Raw genomic sequence first — 17903 nt, 5'->3', positions numbered from 1 at the left:
TTACAGGCGGCGCATAATGGTGATGTGGGCGCAGCCCCTGTCGAAGCTGCGGCAAATCAGGGTTGGTTGGTATTGGGCGGCGTGGTAGTTCCACATATCAACCACTTCAAATTGGCCCATCATCGTCTTGCCCTCCAGGGCGGTTTTTTTCCGTCTGGCCCTGTCGCCAAGGCCAGCCAGTGAAATCGTCAGGCGCGGTCGCGGTGCATCAGCTCAAGGATCAGCGCCTTCTCGTAACCGGGAACGAGGCAGTTGCAGGTGTTGTTGATGCGGTCGGACTTCACGGCGACGCGGGCTTTGCGGAATTGCTTGCGGTTCATGTCGTGTTCCTCCAGTGGATTCCCAAAGCACCCGGTCGCCCAGGTGCTTCAGTGAATCTCTTGGTGTTTCTCCGCACCCGCTTACCAGGTCATTCACTCAGTTCGGTCAACACCTCGTCCGCCGTCGCAGTGAGCTGCGCGTGGGCAGGCTTTCGGGCCTGTCGGATCGCCGGTCGCCGGTAGAGGCAAGTGCGGTTTTGTTCATCGGTTTACTGACCTCCCACCGATGGAGCCGGGAGTGACCTAACCGGCTGGGCCGGGTAGTCGGGCATGGCGCTGGCTGTTAAAGAGCGGTGAGGCTTGAGGGCCTCGGCGAGGGCCTCAGTAGCGCCTCGATGTGCACAGTAAACGCCATGTTTATAAACACGTCAACACCTAATGTTTATTTTTGTTTATTCGGCAGGCACAAAAAAGCCCGCACAGGGCGGGCTATTTGCTTGTGGAGCGGTCTATCTCATGCTTTCCAGGCGAGCCAGATGAAGAAGCAGACCCCGATGCCAATGGTCACGAGGTCCTCAAGCTTAGGCTTGCTGCGGTCGGCGAATGCGCCAACCAAAGCGCTGGCAAGCAGGAGTGCCATGCCCGATGCGAACACCATCCCTGATGTGCTGATGCCAAGCATGTAGGAGAGCAGCTCTACTGCCAGCATGACGATGCCAGCAATGAAGGCCCAGCCGCACGCCCGGCTCAGCGCGCCAGGCGCCGGAGCCTCACCTGGCATACATGCCCCACCAAAACACGTGGCCGAGGATCACCATGTTTTCATCCTGCATTTCCCGGTAGGTGTAATCCTCGTCCGGATGCTCTTCGCGGTTGAAGCTGCGCAGTCTGATCCCGTTTGGCAGCCGGTACAGCTGCTTTACTCGGAGCTGCCCATTGTGGTTGATCACGTACAGGTCGCCGTCGACGATGTCGGCAAATGAGGTTCGGCCCGTGTTTACGCCCACGGTCGCGCCATCGCGCAGTATCGGCAGCATGCTGTTGCCGCGGACTGTCACGCACCTGGCGTGTTCATACTGGACCCCGTTGTTCCGCAGGCTTCGCTTTCCAAACCGCAAGGTCGCCGTCTGGCTTTCCTCGATCGCAAAGCGGCCGGAACCAGCCGCTAATTCGACCTCACGCAGAAATGGCACGGCCACCTCATCATCTTCCATGGGGGTTTCGTCATCCCAGAGCTTCATGGGCTCTGCATCGGGATGTTCGGTGGGGTCCGTCGCCTTGGCGGCTCCTTCGCCGGTTTCAAGCCATTCATAGCGTACGCCGAGCGCGCGGGCAACCGCCATCATCTTCCCGGCCGGGATTCCGCGCGAAAACCAGTTGTTGATGTTCTGCAGCTTGGTGTCGAGCTTGGCTGCCAGATCCGTGTTTGAGATGCGCTGCTGCTGCATCTGAGCCCGGAGGCGATCGCCTGAATGTTGAGTAGTCATAAACACCAAGTTTACCGCTCTTGCTATGTTTATAAAATAAACGTATCGTTGAGTTGTGTTTACTCGCCCAAGGCGGAATGTTTATGAACCCCACACCTCTGGAACGCGCAATCCATGCCGCCGGCTCGGGCAAAGCCCTTGCCGATCTGCTGGGCGTTACGCCTATGGCTGTTTCCTATTGGAAAACCAGAGGCGTGCCGGCCCGCCAAGCACTTCCTATCGAGAAAGCCACTGGCGTTTCGCGCCATGAGCTTCGCCCAGACCTTTACCCATCTGAAGCCGCATAAGGAGCAGTACCCGTATGTACGCCGACCAATCCCACAAGCGTGATACGCCTCGGAAGGTCCGTTTCAACAAGACCCTGGACCGAATCCTGGCCAGGGCAGCAGAGCGCGCAGAGATGCAGCACGCCACATACCTCTACGAAATGATCGAGTGGGCGGTCGAGAACGGCGCCATCGAAGCGCTCAGCAAGGACGACAAGCAGTCTAGCGCGGCCTAGAGGCCCTATGGAGGTCACGTGGCTGAAATCGACTACGAGCACCTGAGTGACGGTGCGAAGAGAAAGATCAGTGCTCGGGCCCTCAGTCGGGGGCAGAGCATCGACCAGGTACTTGAGGAGGTAGCAATCGAGTTCCTGGCCATGGGTGGCCCGAGTCGTCTCGGCAGGCCCAAAGCACAGGTAGTCCAATTGGTCCCGAAAGAGGGCCTCAAAAGTGACACCTGAAAACGCAGGCGCAAAAAAACCGGGTGGCCGCCCGGTTTCTTGTACTGCATTCGTAACACTTGAGTGAGGTCATCATATATGCACCTGAGCACCCAAAGCAATACCGTGGCCCTCGCGCCACAAAACGCAAAGCACGATTCTGTGGCGCGGATGTCGTCTCGGGAAATTGCCGAGGTCACCCAAAAACGCCACGACAACGTGTGGCGGACCATCGAATCCCTTCACGCCAAAGGCCTCATTGGACTCCCTCAATTTGAGGAAGTCCCTAATCCGGGCCCTGGTCCTCTTTGCATCAAGCAGTACCTGGTCGGAAAGCGCGACAGCTTCGTGGTCGTCGCCCAGTTGTCGCCCGAATTCACGGCTGCACTGGTGGACCGTTGGCAGCAGCTGGAGGCCCAGGTAGCTAAGCCAGCGCCCGCCGACCTCAGCAAGCTGGAAATCCTCCAGATGGCCCTGGAGTCGGAGAAAGCCCGCGTGCTGCTGACCGTCCAGGTCGAGGCCCAGGCCAAGAAGATCGATCACCTGGAGAACCTGTTCAAGGAAGGCATGAGCCACGTCCAGTTCTGCAAGGGCCTGAATGGGGTCAACGTGATGCAGGTCGGCCATTTCCTCGAGCGCCGCAACTGGCTCTACAACGAGAGCAAGTCTGGTACCCGCTACCGTGTGGCTGCCTACGCCCGCGACAAGTACATGACCGAGCATCAACAGGAGATCACCCCGCACGGGAAAGAGGCGTTCATCAGCTACACGCCGATCCTCCTGCGCAAGGGCGCGGTCCGCCTGTACGAGCTGTACCTGGCCGGCGAGCTGCCCATGAAGAAGAACTGGGACGGCCTGCACACCCACGACAAGGCCGTGCGGGGTGCAGCATGAGCATTGATATCAAGCTGCTGAAGAAGCTAGCACGCAAGGTTGCGGAGCTTGAGGACCAGCCTGAACGCGAGGACGAGCACGCCGAAGCTGCTGATGAGCTTTGGTTGCACATGCACTGCCACACCATCCTGGGGTTGATCGAGGAGATCGAGCGGCGAGACGAGAACCCGAATTTCCGAGCGGTGCAGTCTGCGCGCCAGGAAGCGGAAAAGCTCAAGGTCGAGAACGATGCCCTGCGCAAGGATGCCGAGCGATATCGCGCGATCCGTGACGATATCCCCCACGCCGACTTGGGGCGGGCGATCCTCGACGTTCAATCGGCATTCGAGTACGACTCCGCTGTAGATGCGGTCATGGCCAAGGAGCGCGGCCAATGAGCGTCCAATCCATGATGTGGGCACTGGGGCAGCAAGAGGTCGATCCGCTCGAAAAGTTCGTGCTGCTCTGCATTTGCGACAACGCGCAGGAGCCGTTCTCCAGCGTCAGTGTCGCCTCTATCGCTCGCTACACCAGCATTCCAGAGGACCAGGTTAAGCGCCTCATTGAATGCCTTGAAGATCGGAGGCTGATCGAGGTTGCGGGGCGTGATCGCTTCATCCTGGCCTTCGAAGGTGACGCTCCCGCCAAACCATCCTATCGGAAGAAGGTGATCAGCCCGAGGGTTCGGCTATCCGTGTTTGAGCGCGACGGGTACGCCTGCCTGCGCTGCGGTAGCCGGGCCGATCTGCGTGCCGATCACGTCGTTCCAGAGGTGCAGGGCGGCGAAGCTACGGAAGAAAACCTGCAAACCCTGTGTGCCCCCTGCAACAGCTGGAAGGGCACGAAGACCGTAGATTTTCGTGGCCAAGGGAGTCGCACAGCATGAGCATCATCCGCGCACCTCGCCCCGAGGCCAACTTCTACATGCTCAACAAGTCGATCAGCGAGGACGGACGCCTGAGCTGGGCTGCCCGTGGCCTGCTGGTCTTCCTGCTGGGCAAGCCTGACCACTGGGCCGTATCCGTGACCCACCTGCGCAATGAGACCGCCAAGTCCTCGAAACCGACCGGGCGCGATGGTGTGTACGGCCTGCTGCAGGAGCTGATCGCCGCCGGCTACGTCGAACGCCGCCAGGACCGTGGCGAGTCAGGTTTGCTGGGCGAAACCCACTACGTCGTGTCGGAAACACCGCTTCCGGCTTTGCCGTATCCGGTTGAACCGCTTCCGGCTCAGCCGTATCCGGCAAATCCGACACTAGTAAGTATTGAAGGTAAGCAAGGACTGAAGGGAGTAAGGACTGAATCTCGCGAAAGCGAGTTGGTCGACTTCGAGCGGTTCTGGTCGCTGTACCCGCGCAAGGTGAGCAAGGCTGACGCCAAGAAGGCCTGGGCCAAGATCAAGGTCACCGCCGACCTGTTGGACCTGATGGCCAAGGCCTTGGCTGCCTGGACCGTATCGGCCGAATGGACCAAGGACGGCGGCCAGTTCATCCCGCACGCCGCCACCTGGCTGAACGGCAAGCGCTGGGAGGACGAACTGCCCCAGCCGGCAGGCGTCGCCCCGTTCGCATCCCGCCGCCAGGCCAGCGGCCCTGACTTCAACGACACCAGCTGGGCTGATGACCTGGGGGGCTTATGACCGCACAACCAAAACTGCGCAGCGTGACGCAGATCATGGCCACGGCCCGCAACCTGCCCGCCGAGGTGCACGCCCCGGCCAAGCAGCTCGACCCTGGCACCACCGAAGTGGTCAACGCCCTGTTCAAGGAGCTGCAGGCCATCTTCCCGGCTTGGAAGCAGGCCTGGCCGGATGACGAGGCCCTGAAGGCTGCCAAGCGCAGCTGGATCAAGTCCTTCGTCGCCGCGGGAATCAACACCCTGGAGCAGATCCGCTTCGGCATCCAGAAGTGCCGGGTGCTGGGCACCGACTTCGCCCCGAGCAGCGGCAAGTTCATCAAGCTGTGCCAGCCGACACCGGAGGAGATGGGCATACCGCCGCTTGCTAGGGCCCTGGCAGAGGCGCTGGAGAACTTCCACCCCAGCAGGGCAGGGTCACGTGTCTGGTCGCACGCAGCGGTGCGCCACGCAGCCCTGCAGTGTGAGGCACAGAACCTGGGATCGATGGAGGTGGAGCGGGCCGAGAAGGTGTTCGCCCGTGCCTACGACATCACGATCCGCATGCTGGTCGCCGGCGAGCCACTGGGCGACATCGCCACCGGCATCGGTCACGACAGCCAGAAGGGCGCCGCTCAGCTTGCCGACGAGTACGCCAGTCAACGCCAGGCGCGTCTGCTGGACCTGCAACAGATTCCAGCCAGCGCCGCCGCGTGCCGCGCACACCTGCTGGCCAAGTTAAACATCAAGCGCGCCGGGCAGCCGGCCGGGGAGGGGGTGTGATGGATACCAGCCAAGGTTGGAAGCCGTTGGCGATCATCTGCTTCGTCGCGTTCTGGATCATGTGCGCAATTGCCATGGGGGCGTTTTACCAGCGGGATCAGGCGCGCCAGGTTCGCGCTGACGTTGATGGCAAGGCGCTGGTTTGCCGCTTTGAGGAGAAGCACTGATGGACACCAACAAGATGCGCGAAATGCGCGAAGCCTTCGAGCGCACCAACTCCCGCGACCATCGCCGCCAGCCGCCGAAGGGAAACAACTACATCGATCCGATGGCCCAGGCCGATTGGGAGTCGTTCCAAAAGGGGTGGAGGCTCAGCCGCGAGGCCGTGGTGGTGGAGCTTCCGAAGTTCGACGACTACCCGGCCAGCATGGAGCGTGACATGCGCGAATCGCTTCGTGCTGCTATCGAGGCCCAAGGCCTGAAGGTGACTCCATGAAGCGCGTATGGACCGTAATCGTAGGCCCCAAGGCCTTCCAGATGGTGCTGATGGAGCAGAGCCTGGATCACGCCGGAGCGCTGCGTGAGGCGCAGTTGATCTGGCCTGAGTGTGAGGTGAAGCCATGACCAACCTAAACAGCATGTCACCTGCGGCCCGCTCCGCAGCAATGCGTGGCGGCATGGATGGCTGGGGCCAGGTCGGCGGCCTGCCTGGCCAGATCCACTACCACGAGCCAGTCGATTCGAAGTCGCGCCGCCGTTGCGGCTGTGGTTGCCGCCAGCGCGCCACTCACCGTGGCATGGCCAATGGCGTGTGCCTCACGATGGGTTGCGACCTGTCCATGCGCCGCTGGGTGAAGGAGGCGAACCGTGACTGAGAAGATCAGCGTTAACAGCCAGGCCAAGCTGTCCGAGGCCGTAACCATGCTCACCCGCCTGTTCCGCGACAACAAGTTCGTTGTGGTCAGCATGCGCCCAGGCAAGGACCGCACCCTTGACCAGAACGCCCTGTGGTTTGCGATGTACGACCGAATCGCCAAGAGCACCGAGATGGGCGACATCGAAGACGTGCGCCGGTACTGCAAGCTGCACTTCGGCGTGCCGATCATGCGCGCTGGCTGTGCTGAGTTCCGCACCGGCTGGGCGGAGTCGTTCATCCACCTGCCGTATGAGGTGAAGCTGCGCCTGATGGGGCCGTGCGCCATGTTCGGGCCGGATGGCTTCCCGGTGACCCGCCTGTTCGACCGGGCCCAGGGCTGCCAGTACACCGACCGCATCGTTGCCGAGTTCGCGCCGCAGGGCGTGGTGTTCAGTGATCTGCTGAGCGAGGAAGCGGCATGAGACATCAATTCAAGGCGGGTGATCTTGCGTTGATCGTCGGCACCCTCACTGCATACGAGACGCTGGGCAAAACGGTGGAGTTGATTGAATACCTTGGCGATGACCGGGTGATTTTCCTGGAAGCTGGCGGCTGGGTAGACAACGTCGAGGAGAACCGTATCTGGCTCGTTCGGCTGACCGAGGGCCGGTACACCGACAAGCGCGGCGTGACGACCTCCGAAGGGCCATGCAGAGAGCAATTCCTCATGCCCCTGCGCGGCGACTTCGAGCCCGAGCAGCAGAAAGCCAAGGAGGCCGAGCCATGCGCGTAGTCAGCAAGAAGGTCCGCGAAAGCGCCCGAGGCCAGGACTGCACCGTCCGCATTCCTGGCACCTGCAACTTCAACCCGGAAACCACCGTGCTCGCCCACCTGCCATGCGGGCAGAAGGGAATGGGCATGAAGGGCTTCGACACTGTGGCGGTCTACGCCTGCAGCGCCTGCCATGACGTGCTCGACGGTCGTGGGAAGGGCGAGGTGGACTGGTCCGACATGCCTCGGGCCATCGCTGAGACTCATGAGGCCCTTATACGGGCCGGCATTTTGACCGTGAAAGGGGCTGCCTGATGGAACTGACACTACCGTGGCCACCGGCCGCATGCAGTCCGAACTCGCGCGGCCACTGGAGCAAGAAGAGCAGGGCGGCCAAGTCCTACCGGGCAGCCTGCCACCTGCTTGCGAAGCAGGCAGGTATCAAGGCGCCTGAGGGTGAAGCGCTGCTCATGATCGAGTTCGTGCCGCCTGATCGCCGACGCCGAGACGACGACAACCTGCTGGCGATGTTCAAGGCTGGCCGTGACGGCCTGGCAGATGCCTTGGGCATCGACGACAACGTGTTCGCCACCCAGATCAGGGTGAGCAAGGAAACGACAAAGGGCGGGGCCGTGCGCGTCCGTATCGAAGCGCAGAAGGGGGCAGCAGCATGAGCTGGACACCAACCGACAGCGGCCAGCTGCTCATCCTGGCCATGGTCATCTTCGCCGGCTACGCGCTTGTGCGTGGCATGGTCATCTCGAATCGCCGCAAGAAGGAGCAAGGACGATGAAATATCAAAGCGTGTTGGCGGCAGTGGTCCGTGCACTTGCGGCAGAGACCATGAGCGGTGTGGGTGGCGGCGACTTCGAACCTAAGGTCCAAGCCTCGAAGCTGAAGGGCGAGATCACCGGGAAGGATGCGGCGATGCTGGTGGACTGCTGGGTGCACGCCCGCCTGCACAGAAAGCTCATCCCTCGCCACTGGAATGCGCTGACGGCCAGGTTCTCGACCCACAAGGCCAAGAAGGTGGAGGCGATCGGCAAGTTGGTGCCGCTGATTGCCACCCAGGCGCCGAACCTGTTCCGCTACAAGGCGGTGACGGCCTGGGCCATCCCTCCGGTGAAAGGCGTGCAGGCGCAGTCCGGCAACGAGGTGGCAAGCCGTTCTGCCCGCGAGCGCGCTGAGTTCGATTCGTTGCACGCTGGAGTGGTCAAGCACCTGGCGGGTGGCGAGATGCCCGAGGATGCCGGTCAGGCGCGCCGTGAGCAGTACGTGAAGCGCTCCACCGACATGATCGTGCTGCCGGCCGAGTTCTACGACATCAATACCTGGGACGGCCAGGGCCTGAACCGGACTACGTACTGGCGATGGAAGAAGGCCATCGAGAAGGTGCTGGACGAGATGGTGGCCGAGGCCTTGGCCGCGTCTAGCAAGATACTTCAGGAGGAAGGCGTTTTGATGGCAGATGCCGCTTGACACCCGTGAAACGATGCAACATTATTTATTCATCCTGTCATTCCTGCGCGTGTTGAGGATTGACGAACATAGCCCGGCCATCGTGTCGGGCTTTTTGTTGCCGGTAGGAAAGCGCATGAAGCCATCAACTGCATGGAGCCTCCTGGCATTCGCCTTGGCCCTGGCCAGCTACGCCCTACACCGCGACATCAGCGCCAATGTCTTCCTTGGCTGCGTATTCATCATTCAGGGCCTCAAAAGGCCCGATGGTTCGGCCCAAGAGCGCCGGGCCACATTCCTGGCGGCCGCACTGAGCGCTGGAATCCTCATTTTCGCGCTATGGGCGCTCGCCACCGGCCTCGACACCCGCGGTCCGGCGCCATTCCGCTACAAACACTAAGGGACTGAACATGGCCGATGCCGCTACCCCAGCAGCTTGCACGGTTGTAGGGTTGGGCGGCATTGCCCTCGCAAGCTGCCTCCCCACGATCGACCTCAACGCTGTTGTCTGCGCCTTCGGTGGCGCACTGCTCTTCATCCTCTGGGCCAAGGACATCAACCTGTGGCAGCGCCTCGGGTACTTGCTCGTCGGCTGGATCGGCGGGTACTACGGATCTGCTGAGATCCTGGCCCAGGCCTGGACGAAGACCAGTGGCATTGCCGCCTTCGCCTGCGGCCTGGCCACGGTCCTGGTGAGCATCAGCGTTCTGGAGTCGTTCAACACCGGCAAACTGCCGAAGTGGGTAACCGAGCTGCCAGCAGCGATTGGCAGCCTGTTCCCCAAGCGAGGGGGCCAATGACCCTAGACCAAACCATCACCCTGGCCCACGCCGGGTTCTGCGGCGGTATCTGCTTCGTCATCGCGTTCATGTACCGGCGGGGAGGCTCGAGCTACAAGTTCCTGCCCAGCCTGTGCGCCTTCTGCCTGGCCTCCCTGTTCGGCCAGGAGTGGCTGAGCATCATCGGCGCGATCCTGCTGTACGGGCAGTGGCCGGCTACATCACTGCCCAGCACCCTGATATTCGGAATCCTGTTCATACTGGCGCTGCGCTCGAAGGGCAATGTGGCCAGGTTGTTCGATCAGTCCAGGCGCAGGTCGCGCGCCACAAAATAGACATGCGCCGTTTCGTGGCGCGGGAGTATCCATGAGCAACGTCACCCGCATTCGCCATGAGCTGCCGGTAAGCAAGGATATCGCCCACGCAGTCGCAGAGCTCGACGCTGCCCTGGTGAAAGCGATTGATGTTGCCAAGGAGGCTGGGCTTCCTCAGGGGTTGCTGCTGCCATCCTGCACGGCCACGCTCATTCCGAGACGCACAGGATGGTGATCACGTGAGGATCTGCTATTGGCTAAGTGCACCTTTCGCAAAATCGACGGCGGCAGTAATAGCTGCTCTTGCTTGAGGGCTATTTCTCCAGCACGTAGATCCCAATGCGGCAGATGCTCGCGCCAAGATGTCGGTAACATCGGCTCTGCCCAGTTCGGCTAATGATTCGATACCCATCTGCTCAAGTCTGACGATGACCGTCGGGCCTACGCCCTTGAGTTCCAATAGTGCAGCACGTTCCTTCGGTGGAAATGGCATCAGTGAACTCCCTATCTGATCAATGGTGCTCTGCAAGATTGCCTCATGTTGATAGTCGGCGCCACAAGCGGCTGGAGGCTAAGCACATTGGCTAGACCACTTCCACCGGCAGACCTGATCGAATCCATGTGGCCCACACTACGCCCGGCTACCGGTGTGTGGGATTGGGTGCAGAGCGAGATCCTTGCCGACACCGGCACCATTCATAACCCGGAGCATGCCCATCTAATAGACGCCAACATCGGCGTGCTGTGGGCATCGACTGGGTTCGCCAAGCAGGGGCGCGTGGTTCTCGGCCAGGCCGAGCAGCTGATGTTCCGGGCCGGTGGCTGGCAGAAGGCTCGGCAAGAGCAGCAGATGCGGGAATGGTTCGGTGAGGAGCCGGACTACCTCATCACCCTGGCCGCCGACTACTGCTCCCAGTGCACCGATGCTGAGTTCTGCGCCCTGGTCGAACACGAGCTCTACCACATCGCCCAAGCGACCGATGAGTTCGGCGCACCCAAGTTCAGGCAGGACGGGATGCCCAAGCTCTACCTTCGCGGCCACGACGTCGAAGAGTTCGTCGGCGTAGTGAGGCGTTACGGTGCCAGCCACGACGTACAGCAGCTGATCGACGCTGCAAGCCGGCCGCCAGAGGTGGCCAAGATCAACATTTCGAGGGCCTGCGGAACCTGTCTGCTCAAGTCTGCCTGACCTTTGACAGACCTAAGACGGAATTGAACCTATGGCGGCCCTGAACAGCGAGGTGAAGGCCTTCATCGTTCAGGCCTTGGCCTGTTTCGATACCCCAGCACAAGTTGCGGCCTCGGTCCGAGAGGAATTCGGCATCGAGGTGACCCGGCAGCAGTGCGAATCACACGACCCCACAAAGCGCTCTGGGAAGGACCTGGCCAAGCGGTGGGTGACCCTGTTCGAAGATACTCGAGCGCGTTTTCGTGAAGAGACGGCAGAGATCCCGATCGCAAACCGCGCCTACCGCCTCCGGGCGCTGGGCAGGATGGTCGAGAAGGTCGAAGGCATGCGCAACTATGGCCTGGCCCTCCAGATCCTGGAGCAAGCGGCCAAAGAGGTTGGCGACGTCTACGTGAACCGCAAGATCGAACCCGACAAGCCCCTGGGCTCCCAGGCGGACCAGCAGCACGCCGTTGCTGAGTACAAGCTGGAGCCAGACGAGAATGTCCCCGCTACCCCTTACCTATGAGGCGCCGGTCAAGCTGACACCCAAGCAGGCGAATATCTACGTCTGGGGCTTCCAGCGTAATGCGCGCTTCCGGGATGCGGTCTGTGGTCGGCGATTCGGCAAGACCTTCCTCGGCAAGGCTGAGATGCGTCGCGCGGCCCGACTGGCTGCGGAGTGGGGCGTGAGCGTTGAGGACGAGATCTGGTACGCGGCCCCGACGCAGAAGCAGGCCCGTCGGGTGTTCTGGCGCCGACTGAAGCAGGCCATCCCACGAGAGTGGCGGGAGTGCAAGCCGAACGAGTCGGACATGCTGATCACGCTTAAGAGCGGTCACCTGATTCGCTGTGTGGGTCTGGAGAACTACGACGACCTGCGCGGCTCCGGCCTGTTCTTCGTGCTGGTGGATGAATGGGCGGACTGCAAGTGGGCAGCGTGGGAAGAAGTCCTGCGGCCGATGCTGTCCACCTGCGAATACGTCGTGCCCGGTGTTGGCAAGTGCAAGGGCGGTCATGCGCTGCGAATCGGCACTCCGAAGGGCTTCAACCACTGCTTCGACACATACCGCGACGGCCAGGCCGGCGGCGAGCCAGACCACAAGAGCTGGCTCTATACCTCACTGCAGGGCGGTAATGTTCCGGCTGAGGAGCTGGATGCAGCGCGCCGCAAGATGGACCCGCGCACGTTCCGGCAAGAATACGAAGCCAGCTTCGAGAACTATGCCGGGGTCGTTTACTACACCTTCAGCCGCAGCGAGAGCCGGACCAGCGAGCGTATACAGCCGGGCGAGGCCCTGCACATCGGCATGGACTTCAACGTCATGAAGATGGCCGCGGTGGTCTACGTCGTCCGCGATGGCCTGCCCCTGGCCCTGGATGAGTTCCACTCAGTGCGCGACACGCCGGAGATGATCGAGAAGATCAAGGCCAGGTTCCCGGGCCACGGCATAGCGGTCTATCCCGACGCCAGCGGCCAGAACACCAGCAGCAAGAACGCCAGCGAGTCCGACCTGTCCTTGCTCCGCAAGGCCGGATTCACGGTGATCGTGGATACCCAGAACCCGAGCGTCAAAGACCGGGTGAACTCGGTCAATGCCATGCTGCTGAACAGCTACGGCGAGCGCCGATTGAAGGTCAACATGGACCAGTGTCCACAGTTGACGCTTTGCCTGGAGCGGCAGACCTACGACAAGCATGGCGAACCCGACAAAGACCCGAAGAAGGGCCATGACCACATGAACGACGCCGCCGGCTACTTCATCGCCAAGCGATACCCGATCAACGTGGCGACGACCACAAGCCAATCCCTGAGAATGTGACCATGAGCGATAATCCGAGCATCACGCTGCCCGCTGTCGACGCGATGCGCGCCTACTGGGCCGTGATCTCGCCACTCATGGGCGGAACCATGGCGATGCGGGCGGCGGGGAAGGTCCTGCTGCCGCAGTACCCAGCCGAAGACGACGAGGCCTACAAAGAGCGCCTGCGCCTCTCGACCCTGCTGCCAGCGTACTCCGAGACCGTGGGCAACATGACCTCCCGCGTGTTCGCCGAGCCGCTGCAGGTGGGTGACGATGTGCCTGAGGCCATTGTCGAGATGACCAAGGACATCGACCACGCCGGCAATGACCTCAACTCCTGGTCGGTCGGGTTCTTCACCGAGGGGTTGAGCCATGGCCTGTGCCATGCCTTCGTCGATCACCCGCCAGCGGGTGAGCTGAAGACCCAGGCTGACGAGCAGGCCGCCGGTGTGCGCCCCTACGTCGTGCTGGTAAGGCCTGAGCAGGTGTTGGGCTGGCGCTCCAAGGGCGGCGTGCTGACCATGGTCCGCTATATCGAGTTGGTCGAGGAGGAGGACGGGGACTTTGGCGCCAAGTGCGTCGAGCAGATTCGCGTGCTGGAGCCTGGATCCTGGAGAACCTATCGCAGGTCGGCCAAGGCCGCACGGGGCAAGCAGGCCGCAGCTGGAGGTACCTGGGAGCAGTATGATAAGGGCACCAACAGCCTGGGCGCGATCCCTTGGGTCACCTTCTACACCGGCCGCACCGGCTTCATGACGGCCAAACCGCCACTGATTGAGCTGGCGCACCTGAACGTGAAGCACTGGCAGAGCCAGAGCGACCAGGACAACATCCTCCACGTTATCCGCGTGCCCATCCTGGTGCGCATCGGCATCCAGACACAGTACGACAATCAGGGGAAGGTGGTTCCGCCAGAGTTCAAGGTGGGTACTGGCCAACTGACCGACCTGCCCAAGGATGGCGACCTCAAGTACGTCGAGCACACCGGCCAGGCCGTTGAGTCTGGTCGGACCGCGCTGCAAGACCTGATCGGTGAAATGCGCATGGCCGGGGCCAAGCTGCTGACCCCGGATAAGTCGGCCACCAAGACTGCTACCCAGGCGGAGGAGGAAGCTGCGCAGGAGCTTTCCCCGCTGGCACGCATGGCGCACCACTTCGCCGACTGTCTGGCGCAGCTGCTCCAGTTCATGGCCGATTATCGCGGCCTCGGCGACGGCGGAACCGTCGAGATGCGCGGAAACTTCGATGTCGACTACATGCCGGAGGTGTCGCTGCCGACGCTGGTATCCATGGCCAATGCCGGGATGATCAGCAAGGAGACTCTGTTCGCCGAGATGCAGCGGCGCGGTGTGATCAGTGACGAATACGACTGGGAAGAGGAACTGGCGAAGATTGAGGCCCAGGGCCCGGCCCTCGGTACGCTGTGATGAAGACCGCCAACGAGAAGCTACTGGACGAGCTGATCGGCCATGAAGTTGATCTCTCCAGGCTGAGCAACAGCCAGGTCGTGGCGATCATCAGGATCCTGAACAGTTCTGACCCTGAACTCAGGGCAGCGCTCATTGCTGCCATCGACAGCCTGGATGCCGGTGCGTCCGTTGCCGCGATCGATGCTGCCCTGGCGCCCGTGCTGCGGATCAATCAATCGACGTTCTTTAGCCTGCAGCAGGCGCTCACAGGCGTCATCGACGGCGTAGCCAGCTACGAGATCGCTTTCCAGGCTGGCGCGCTTACAGCGGCTGTTCCTGAGCTTGTACAGGCGCGATTCCCGGTTGCCGTGGCTCAGTTCAGTCAGGTGCGCGCCATTGCGCTGGCAAGGCCGTTCCAGGGGCGGCTACTGAGCGAGTGGATGGCCGGAATTGAGGCTGACCGCGCTGCGTCCATCCGCGATGCCGTGCGTTCTGGCGTGCTTGAAGGCCGCACGACGCCGGAGATCGTCCGGCAGATCATGGGTACCAAGGCCGAGAAGTACGCTGACGGCATCCTGCAGAGGTCTCGCCGGGAGGTGGAGGCGGTTGTCCGGTCGGCAGTGTCCAGCACAGCAGAGACGGCCAGCGACAAGGCGTTCGAGGCCAACAGCGACATCATCAGCCATGTTGAATGGCTGAGTACGCTGGATAACCGGACATCGACGACCTGTCGAATCCGTGACCGCCTGCCGTACACGTTGGGCACCTACAAGCCAATTGGGCACAAGGTGCCGTGGCTAGCCGGACCGGGCCGTATCCACTTCTGCTGCCGCTCGACCAAGCTGCCGATCCTCAAGAGCGCTCTGTCGCTGGGGATCAGCGACGCGGCGACCCGGGCGAGCATGGACGGCCAGGTGCCGCAGCAGACCACGTACGCGCAATGGCTCGCACGCCAGCCTGCCGCCCGCCAGGACGAGATCCTCGGCCCGGAGAGGGGGAAGCTGCTGCGCCATGACAAGCTGAAGCTTCAGGACTTCTACAACGACAAGGGCAAGTTCCTGACGCTCGATGAGCTGCGGGAGCGACTGTTGTAGTCCGCACCACAAAACACCAAAGCGCCATTTCGTGGCGCGCAATTGCAAAGCCTCGCCCAGTGCGGGGCTTTTTCATGCCTGCGGTTCGGATGGACGGGGCGACCTGGGGCCGGATGGCTCACCAACAGGCCGGATGGCCCAGAGAGACGAGATGAAACTCAAAACCGTTGAAGTGGATGGCAAGCAGTACGCAGTTATCGAAGATGGCAAGCCCGTATACACCGATGACGACGGCAAGGACGTCGCCTTCGATGCGGTCGGCACTCGCAGCACCATCACCCGGCTGAATGCCGAGGCGAAGTCGCACCGTGAGCGCGCGGACAGCTTCGAGAAAACTGCGAAGGCGTTCGAAGGCATCGAAGATGCTGCGGCCGCCAAGAAAGCCCTGGAGATCGTCGCCAACCTCGACGCCAAGAAGCTGGTGGATGCCGGCGAGATCGAGAAGGTGAAGGGCGAAATCAGCAAGGCCTTCCAAACCCAGCTGGATGAAGCCAACGGCAAGGCGCAGACCTTCGAGCAGCAACTGTATGCCGAGAAGATCGGCGGCAGCTTCGCGCGCTCCCAGTTCATCGCCGAGAAGATGGCTGTTCCCGCTGACATGGTCCAGGCCGCCTTTGGCAGCAACTTCAAGATCGAGGAAGGCAAGGTCGTCGCTTACGACACCCAAGGCCAGAAGATCTTCAGCCGCGCTCGCCCGGGTGAACTGGCCGACTTCAACGAAGCGCTCGAAACCCTCGTCTCGCAGTACCCCCATCGCGACCACATCCTGAAGAGCTCCGGCGCCAATGGCGGCGGCGCGCCGAACGGCGGTGGCCAGCACAAAACCACGAAGGGCAACTTCGGTGGCTCCAAGGCAGAGCGCCTGGAAGCTATCAAGGGCCTGACCGCAAGCGAATAAGGAGGCCCAATGGCCCTTTCGAACATGAAGGTGTTCAACGAATACCTCAAGCGCACCACCATCGAGACCCTGGCCCAGGACGTCGAGAAGTTCAACGCATCCTCGGCCGGCGCCATCCGCCTGACCACCCAAGGCATCGACGGCGACTTCCTGCAGGAATCGTTCTGGGCAGGGCTGCACGGCGCCCAGCGTCGTGTCGACCGCTACGCCGCCAACGGCGCCCAGGCGTCCACCCCACTGGCCCAGAAGCAGTACGACTCGGTGAAGATCGCCGGTGGCTTCGGCCCGATCCTGTGGGAGCCTTCCCAGCTCTCCTGGATCCAGAAGAACCCGGAAGAAGCGCTGGAGGTGATCAGCCGCAACCTGTCCGAAGCCATCATGGCGGACCAGCTGAACACCGCCATCTCGGCCCTGGCCGGCGCTATCGGCAACCAGCCGGGAGCCACCAACGACGTTTCGGCGACCGCTGGCGTGACCTACGTCGCGATCAACAACGCCCACGCGCTGTTCGGTGACGCGTCCCAGCGCCTGGTGGCCCAGGTCATGACCGGCGCCATGTACCACAAGCTGGTCGGCCAGAACCTCGCCAACGCCGAGCGCCTGTTCCAGTTCTCCGGCGTGCAGGTGGTCGACATCTTGGGCAAGGCTGTGATCATCACCGACGCCCCGGCGCTGTATGAAGCTGGCACCCCGAACAAGCAGAAGGTGCTCAGCCTGGCCGATGGCGCTGCGGTGGTAATGGATGGTTCCGACCTGATCACCAACATCGAGACCTCCAACGGCAAGGAGCGTATCGAGACCACCATGCAGGCCGACTACACCTTCGGCCTGGGCCTCAAGGGCTACACCTGGGACACCGCCAACGGCGGCAAGTCGCCGACCAACGCCGAGCTGTCCACCGGCACCAACTGGGACCTGGTGGCGAACAGCATCAAGGCCTCGGCCGGCGTGCTGACCATCGGTGACGCTACCAAGTAACAGGTACCGCGCCCTCCGGGGCGCATTCCCCAGGAGATCGCCATGAGCGAGAAAGTGATTTACGAGAAACACCCGGTCAGCCCTGAGCGTAAAGCCGAACTGCGGCAGAAGGGCTACAAGATCATCGATGCGCGCTTCGCGCCTGATGGCTATGAACACCCGGAGCCGCTGAAGGAGGCCAAAGGCTCGAAGGCTGGCAAGTCTGCTGCCGAGAAGAAGGCAGCCGAAGAAGCCGAGCTGAAGACCAAACTGCAGGCCGCTCTGACTGAAAAGGGTGTTCAGTTCGCGACTGATGCCAGCGTGGAAGACCTGCAGAAGCTGCTGGGCGAGGCCAAGTAATGACCATCTACATCACCGTCGAGCAGGTAGACGCCCTGCTTGGGTCGACCTGGGCGCCCGACGACCAGAAGGCCCGGGCGGTGCTGATGGCCAACACTTGGCTCACCAATCTCGGCCTGCCTGAATTCGATCCGGTACCGGACGACGTAATCCAGGCCGGCGCCGAGATTGCCCGGGAGGCTGCGGCAGGGAACATCTACGGCAGCAAGGAGACCGGCGTGCTGAGCAAGTCGGTCGACGCTGACGGGGTTTCCAGCAGCAAAACCTACTCCGAATCCTCCCGCACCATCAGCGCTGGCGAATCGTTCGCCCTGGCGTTGCTGGCGCATTACCTGGCCGGAAGCGGCCAAACCAAGATCGTGAGGGGCTGAA

At 62.0% G+C, this 17903-nt stretch carries 33 protein-coding genes and 1 pseudogene; 30 read left to right on the top strand and 4 right to left on the bottom strand.

The genetic code is table 11. The annotated features are described in order from the left end of the window. Positions 1–188 precede the first annotated feature (188 nt). The 3 genes from HU748_RS26625 to HU748_RS14715 form a co-directional block, all read right to left on the bottom strand. A complete protein-coding gene (locus HU748_RS26625) occupies positions 189–320 on the bottom strand; it encodes a hypothetical protein (RefSeq protein ID WP_272979743.1) in 132 nt (43 codons plus the stop codon). Positions 321–774: 454 nt separating this feature from the next. Beyond that, positions 775–969, bottom strand: coding sequence for a hypothetical protein (locus tag HU748_RS14720; RefSeq protein WP_186720867.1), 195 nt, complete (start codon positions 967–969; stop codon positions 775–777). Between the two features lie 61 nt (positions 970–1030). Further along, positions 1031–1747, bottom strand: coding sequence for a helix-turn-helix transcriptional regulator (locus HU748_RS14715; protein ID WP_186721007.1), 717 nt, complete (start codon positions 1745–1747; stop codon positions 1031–1033). 77 nt (positions 1748–1824) lie between these two features. Between HU748_RS14715 and HU748_RS14710 the strand changes: the two genes are divergently transcribed. From HU748_RS14710 to HU748_RS14620, 21 genes and pseudogenes are all read left to right on the top strand, one after another. Then, complete coding sequence (locus tag HU748_RS14710; RefSeq protein WP_169740510.1) at positions 1825–2034, top strand: YdaS family helix-turn-helix protein; 210 nt, start codon at positions 1825–1827, stop codon at positions 2032–2034. A gap of 14 nt (positions 2035–2048) precedes the next feature. Then, positions 2049–2249, top strand: coding sequence for a hypothetical protein (locus HU748_RS14705; protein WP_060476701.1), 201 nt, complete (start codon positions 2049–2051; stop codon positions 2247–2249). 375 nt (positions 2250–2624) lie between these two features. Continuing rightward, positions 2625–3347 (top strand): Rha family transcriptional regulator, encoded by a 723-nt coding sequence (locus HU748_RS14700; RefSeq protein ID WP_238343366.1) that lies wholly within the window; start codon positions 2625–2627, stop codon positions 3345–3347. Then, positions 3344–3724: a hypothetical protein gene (locus HU748_RS14695; RefSeq protein ID WP_186720864.1), complete on the top strand. Its 381-nt coding sequence runs from the start codon at positions 3344–3346 to the stop codon at positions 3722–3724. The genes HU748_RS14700 and HU748_RS14695 overlap by 4 nt, the downstream gene beginning before the upstream one ends. Next, entirely contained in the window at positions 3721–4212 is a 492-nt protein-coding gene (locus tag HU748_RS14690; RefSeq protein WP_238343365.1) for an HNH endonuclease, read from the top strand. The genes HU748_RS14695 and HU748_RS14690 overlap by 4 nt, the downstream gene beginning before the upstream one ends. Beyond that, positions 4209–4964 carry a hypothetical protein gene (locus HU748_RS14685; protein ID WP_186720862.1) on the top strand — a complete coding sequence of 252 codons (756 nt, stop codon included), beginning with the start codon at positions 4209–4211 and terminating at the stop codon, positions 4962–4964. The genes HU748_RS14690 and HU748_RS14685 overlap by 4 nt, the downstream gene beginning before the upstream one ends. Further along, on the top strand, positions 4961–5722 hold the full coding sequence (locus HU748_RS14680; RefSeq protein WP_186720860.1) for a replication protein P: 762 nt from the start codon (positions 4961–4963) through the stop codon (positions 5720–5722). The genes HU748_RS14685 and HU748_RS14680 overlap by 4 nt, the downstream gene beginning before the upstream one ends. Next, the gene (locus tag HU748_RS14675) at positions 5722–5889 is read left to right on the top strand and encodes a hypothetical protein (protein ID WP_186720859.1); all 168 of its coding nucleotides are present in this window, start codon (positions 5722–5724) and stop codon (positions 5887–5889) included. Before HU748_RS14680 ends, HU748_RS14675 begins: the two co-directional genes overlap by 1 nt. Continuing rightward, positions 5889–6158: a hypothetical protein gene (locus tag HU748_RS14670; protein ID WP_186720857.1), complete on the top strand. Its 270-nt coding sequence runs from the start codon at positions 5889–5891 to the stop codon at positions 6156–6158. The genes HU748_RS14675 and HU748_RS14670 overlap by 1 nt, the downstream gene beginning before the upstream one ends. Continuing rightward, positions 6155–6286 carry a hypothetical protein gene (locus HU748_RS26620; protein WP_272979742.1) on the top strand — a complete coding sequence of 44 codons (132 nt, stop codon included), beginning with the start codon at positions 6155–6157 and terminating at the stop codon, positions 6284–6286. The genes HU748_RS14670 and HU748_RS26620 overlap by 4 nt, the downstream gene beginning before the upstream one ends. Beyond that, entirely contained in the window at positions 6283–6537 is a 255-nt protein-coding gene (locus HU748_RS14665; protein WP_186720856.1) for a hypothetical protein, read from the top strand. Before HU748_RS26620 ends, HU748_RS14665 begins: the two co-directional genes overlap by 4 nt. Next, positions 6530–7000, top strand: coding sequence for a hypothetical protein (locus tag HU748_RS14660; RefSeq protein ID WP_186720855.1), 471 nt, complete (start codon positions 6530–6532; stop codon positions 6998–7000). The genes HU748_RS14665 and HU748_RS14660 overlap by 8 nt, the downstream gene beginning before the upstream one ends. Then, positions 6997–7311 carry a hypothetical protein gene (locus HU748_RS14655; protein WP_186720854.1) on the top strand — a complete coding sequence of 105 codons (315 nt, stop codon included), beginning with the start codon at positions 6997–6999 and terminating at the stop codon, positions 7309–7311. The genes HU748_RS14660 and HU748_RS14655 overlap by 4 nt, the downstream gene beginning before the upstream one ends. Further along, on the top strand, positions 7302–7604 hold the full coding sequence (locus HU748_RS14650; protein WP_060709503.1) for a nuclease domain-containing protein: 303 nt from the start codon (positions 7302–7304) through the stop codon (positions 7602–7604). The genes HU748_RS14655 and HU748_RS14650 overlap by 10 nt, the downstream gene beginning before the upstream one ends. Then, a complete protein-coding gene (locus HU748_RS14645) occupies positions 7601–7963 on the top strand; it encodes an endodeoxyribonuclease RusA (RefSeq protein ID WP_186721005.1) in 363 nt (120 codons plus the stop codon). Before HU748_RS14650 ends, HU748_RS14645 begins: the two co-directional genes overlap by 4 nt. Next, a complete protein-coding gene (locus HU748_RS26615; protein ID WP_272979741.1) occupies positions 7960–8082 on the top strand; it encodes a hypothetical protein in 123 nt (40 codons plus the stop codon). The genes HU748_RS14645 and HU748_RS26615 overlap by 4 nt, the downstream gene beginning before the upstream one ends. Next, the gene (locus HU748_RS14640; RefSeq protein ID WP_186720853.1) at positions 8079–8768 is read left to right on the top strand and encodes a hypothetical protein; all 690 of its coding nucleotides are present in this window, start codon (positions 8079–8081) and stop codon (positions 8766–8768) included. The genes HU748_RS26615 and HU748_RS14640 overlap by 4 nt, the downstream gene beginning before the upstream one ends. Further along, a complete protein-coding gene (locus HU748_RS14635; protein WP_186720852.1) occupies positions 8758–9147 on the top strand; it encodes a hypothetical protein in 390 nt (129 codons plus the stop codon). The genes HU748_RS14640 and HU748_RS14635 overlap by 11 nt, the downstream gene beginning before the upstream one ends. Before the next feature lie 10 nt (positions 9148–9157). Further along, complete coding sequence (locus HU748_RS14630; RefSeq protein ID WP_046854952.1) at positions 9158–9547, top strand: putative holin; 390 nt, start codon at positions 9158–9160, stop codon at positions 9545–9547. Then, a complete protein-coding gene (locus HU748_RS14625; RefSeq protein ID WP_186720850.1) occupies positions 9544–9861 on the top strand; it encodes a phage holin family protein in 318 nt (105 codons plus the stop codon). The genes HU748_RS14630 and HU748_RS14625 overlap by 4 nt, the downstream gene beginning before the upstream one ends. Positions 9862–9892: 31 nt before the next feature. After that, a pseudogene (locus tag HU748_RS14620) lies at positions 9893–10083 on the top strand (hypothetical protein). 7 nt (positions 10084–10090) lie between these two features. Here the strand turns inward: HU748_RS14620 and HU748_RS14615 are convergent. Continuing rightward, a complete protein-coding gene (locus tag HU748_RS14615) occupies positions 10091–10333 on the bottom strand; it encodes a helix-hairpin-helix domain-containing protein (protein ID WP_186720848.1) in 243 nt (80 codons plus the stop codon). A gap of 126 nt (positions 10334–10459) precedes the next feature. On the opposite strand from HU748_RS14615, the gene HU748_RS14610 reads away from it, so the two are divergent. From HU748_RS14610 to HU748_RS14570, 9 genes are all read left to right on the top strand, one after another. Continuing rightward, complete coding sequence (locus HU748_RS14610; RefSeq protein ID WP_238343364.1) at positions 10460–11029, top strand: putative metallopeptidase; 570 nt, start codon at positions 10460–10462, stop codon at positions 11027–11029. 31 nt (positions 11030–11060) lie between these two features. After that, entirely contained in the window at positions 11061–11537 is a 477-nt protein-coding gene (locus tag HU748_RS14605; protein WP_186720845.1) for a DUF2280 domain-containing protein, read from the top strand. Continuing rightward, a complete protein-coding gene (locus tag HU748_RS14600; protein ID WP_186720843.1) occupies positions 11512–12831 on the top strand; it encodes a terminase in 1320 nt (439 codons plus the stop codon). Before HU748_RS14605 ends, HU748_RS14600 begins: the two co-directional genes overlap by 26 nt. A gap of 2 nt (positions 12832–12833) precedes the next feature. Then, on the top strand, positions 12834–14240 hold the full coding sequence (locus tag HU748_RS14595; RefSeq protein ID WP_186720841.1) for a DUF4055 domain-containing protein: 1407 nt from the start codon (positions 12834–12836) through the stop codon (positions 14238–14240). Further along, a complete protein-coding gene (locus tag HU748_RS14590; protein WP_186720839.1) occupies positions 14240–15316 on the top strand; it encodes a hypothetical protein in 1077 nt (358 codons plus the stop codon). Before HU748_RS14595 ends, HU748_RS14590 begins: the two co-directional genes overlap by 1 nt. 151 nt (positions 15317–15467) lie before the next feature. After that, positions 15468–16214, top strand: a complete 747-nt coding sequence (locus HU748_RS14585; RefSeq protein WP_186720838.1) for a DUF6651 domain-containing protein — start codon at positions 15468–15470, stop codon at positions 16212–16214. A gap of 9 nt (positions 16215–16223) precedes the next feature. Further along, complete coding sequence (locus HU748_RS14580) at positions 16224–17192, top strand: major capsid protein (RefSeq protein WP_186668968.1); 969 nt, start codon at positions 16224–16226, stop codon at positions 17190–17192. Positions 17193–17234: 42 nt separating this feature from the next. After that, on the top strand, positions 17235–17531 hold the full coding sequence (locus HU748_RS14575) for a hypothetical protein (protein WP_186720836.1): 297 nt from the start codon (positions 17235–17237) through the stop codon (positions 17529–17531). Then, on the top strand, positions 17531–17902 hold the full coding sequence (locus HU748_RS14570; RefSeq protein ID WP_186720835.1) for a hypothetical protein: 372 nt from the start codon (positions 17531–17533) through the stop codon (positions 17900–17902). The genes HU748_RS14575 and HU748_RS14570 overlap by 1 nt, the downstream gene beginning before the upstream one ends. The last annotated feature ends 1 nt before the right edge of the window (position 17903 follow it).

This window comes from Pseudomonas sp. RW3S2, assembly GCF_014268955.1.
GTDB lineage: Bacteria > Pseudomonadota > Gammaproteobacteria > Pseudomonadales > Pseudomonadaceae > Aquipseudomonas > Aquipseudomonas wayambapalatensis.
This window is presented reverse-complemented; position numbering and strand designations above follow the sequence as displayed.

Bases quoted from the DNA above. Each gene is read 5' to 3' on its own strand.
- HU748_RS26625 (WP_272979743.1), bottom strand. From the start codon at position 320: ATGAACCGCAAGCAATTCCGCAAAGCCCGCGTCGCCGTGAAGTCCGAC.
- HU748_RS14720 (WP_186720867.1), bottom strand. From the start codon at position 969: ATGCTGGCAGTAGAGCTGCTCTCCTACATGCTTGGCATCAGCACATCA.
- HU748_RS14715 (WP_186721007.1), bottom strand. From the start codon at position 1,747: ATGACTACTCAACATTCAGGCGATCGCCTCCGGGCTCAGATGCAGCAG.
- HU748_RS14710 (WP_169740510.1), top strand. From the start codon at position 1,825: ATGTTTATGAACCCCACACCTCTGGAACGCGCAATCCATGCCGCCGGC.
- HU748_RS14705 (WP_060476701.1), top strand. From the start codon at position 2,049: ATGTACGCCGACCAATCCCACAAGCGTGATACGCCTCGGAAGGTCCGT.
- HU748_RS14700 (WP_238343366.1), top strand. From the start codon at position 2,625: ATGTCGTCTCGGGAAATTGCCGAGGTCACCCAAAAACGCCACGACAAC.
- HU748_RS14695 (WP_186720864.1), top strand. From the start codon at position 3,344: ATGAGCATTGATATCAAGCTGCTGAAGAAGCTAGCACGCAAGGTTGCG.
- HU748_RS14690 (WP_238343365.1), top strand. From the start codon at position 3,721: ATGAGCGTCCAATCCATGATGTGGGCACTGGGGCAGCAAGAGGTCGAT.
- HU748_RS14685 (WP_186720862.1), top strand. From the start codon at position 4,209: ATGAGCATCATCCGCGCACCTCGCCCCGAGGCCAACTTCTACATGCTC.
- HU748_RS14680 (WP_186720860.1), top strand. From the start codon at position 4,961: ATGACCGCACAACCAAAACTGCGCAGCGTGACGCAGATCATGGCCACG.
- HU748_RS14675 (WP_186720859.1), top strand. From the start codon at position 5,722: ATGGATACCAGCCAAGGTTGGAAGCCGTTGGCGATCATCTGCTTCGTC.
- HU748_RS14670 (WP_186720857.1), top strand. From the start codon at position 5,889: ATGGACACCAACAAGATGCGCGAAATGCGCGAAGCCTTCGAGCGCACC.
- HU748_RS26620 (WP_272979742.1), top strand. From the start codon at position 6,155: ATGAAGCGCGTATGGACCGTAATCGTAGGCCCCAAGGCCTTCCAGATG.
- HU748_RS14665 (WP_186720856.1), top strand. From the start codon at position 6,283: ATGACCAACCTAAACAGCATGTCACCTGCGGCCCGCTCCGCAGCAATG.
- HU748_RS14655 (WP_186720854.1), top strand. From the start codon at position 6,997: ATGAGACATCAATTCAAGGCGGGTGATCTTGCGTTGATCGTCGGCACC.
- HU748_RS14650 (WP_060709503.1), top strand. From the start codon at position 7,302: ATGCGCGTAGTCAGCAAGAAGGTCCGCGAAAGCGCCCGAGGCCAGGAC.
- HU748_RS26615 (WP_272979741.1), top strand. From the start codon at position 7,960: ATGAGCTGGACACCAACCGACAGCGGCCAGCTGCTCATCCTGGCCATG.
- HU748_RS14640 (WP_186720853.1), top strand. From the start codon at position 8,079: ATGAAATATCAAAGCGTGTTGGCGGCAGTGGTCCGTGCACTTGCGGCA.
- HU748_RS14635 (WP_186720852.1), top strand. From the start codon at position 8,758: ATGCCGCTTGACACCCGTGAAACGATGCAACATTATTTATTCATCCTG.
- HU748_RS14630 (WP_046854952.1), top strand. From the start codon at position 9,158: ATGGCCGATGCCGCTACCCCAGCAGCTTGCACGGTTGTAGGGTTGGGC.
- HU748_RS14625 (WP_186720850.1), top strand. From the start codon at position 9,544: ATGACCCTAGACCAAACCATCACCCTGGCCCACGCCGGGTTCTGCGGC.
- HU748_RS14615 (WP_186720848.1), bottom strand. From the start codon at position 10,333: ATGCCATTTCCACCGAAGGAACGTGCTGCACTATTGGAACTCAAGGGC.
- HU748_RS14610 (WP_238343364.1), top strand. From the start codon at position 10,460: ATGTGGCCCACACTACGCCCGGCTACCGGTGTGTGGGATTGGGTGCAG.
- HU748_RS14605 (WP_186720845.1), top strand. From the start codon at position 11,061: ATGGCGGCCCTGAACAGCGAGGTGAAGGCCTTCATCGTTCAGGCCTTG.
- HU748_RS14600 (WP_186720843.1), top strand. From the start codon at position 11,512: ATGTCCCCGCTACCCCTTACCTATGAGGCGCCGGTCAAGCTGACACCC.
- HU748_RS14595 (WP_186720841.1), top strand. From the start codon at position 12,834: ATGAGCGATAATCCGAGCATCACGCTGCCCGCTGTCGACGCGATGCGC.
- HU748_RS14590 (WP_186720839.1), top strand. From the start codon at position 14,240: ATGAAGACCGCCAACGAGAAGCTACTGGACGAGCTGATCGGCCATGAA.
- HU748_RS14585 (WP_186720838.1), top strand. From the start codon at position 15,468: ATGAAACTCAAAACCGTTGAAGTGGATGGCAAGCAGTACGCAGTTATC.
- HU748_RS14580 (WP_186668968.1), top strand. From the start codon at position 16,224: ATGGCCCTTTCGAACATGAAGGTGTTCAACGAATACCTCAAGCGCACC.
- HU748_RS14575 (WP_186720836.1), top strand. From the start codon at position 17,235: ATGAGCGAGAAAGTGATTTACGAGAAACACCCGGTCAGCCCTGAGCGT.
- HU748_RS14570 (WP_186720835.1), top strand. From the start codon at position 17,531: ATGACCATCTACATCACCGTCGAGCAGGTAGACGCCCTGCTTGGGTCG.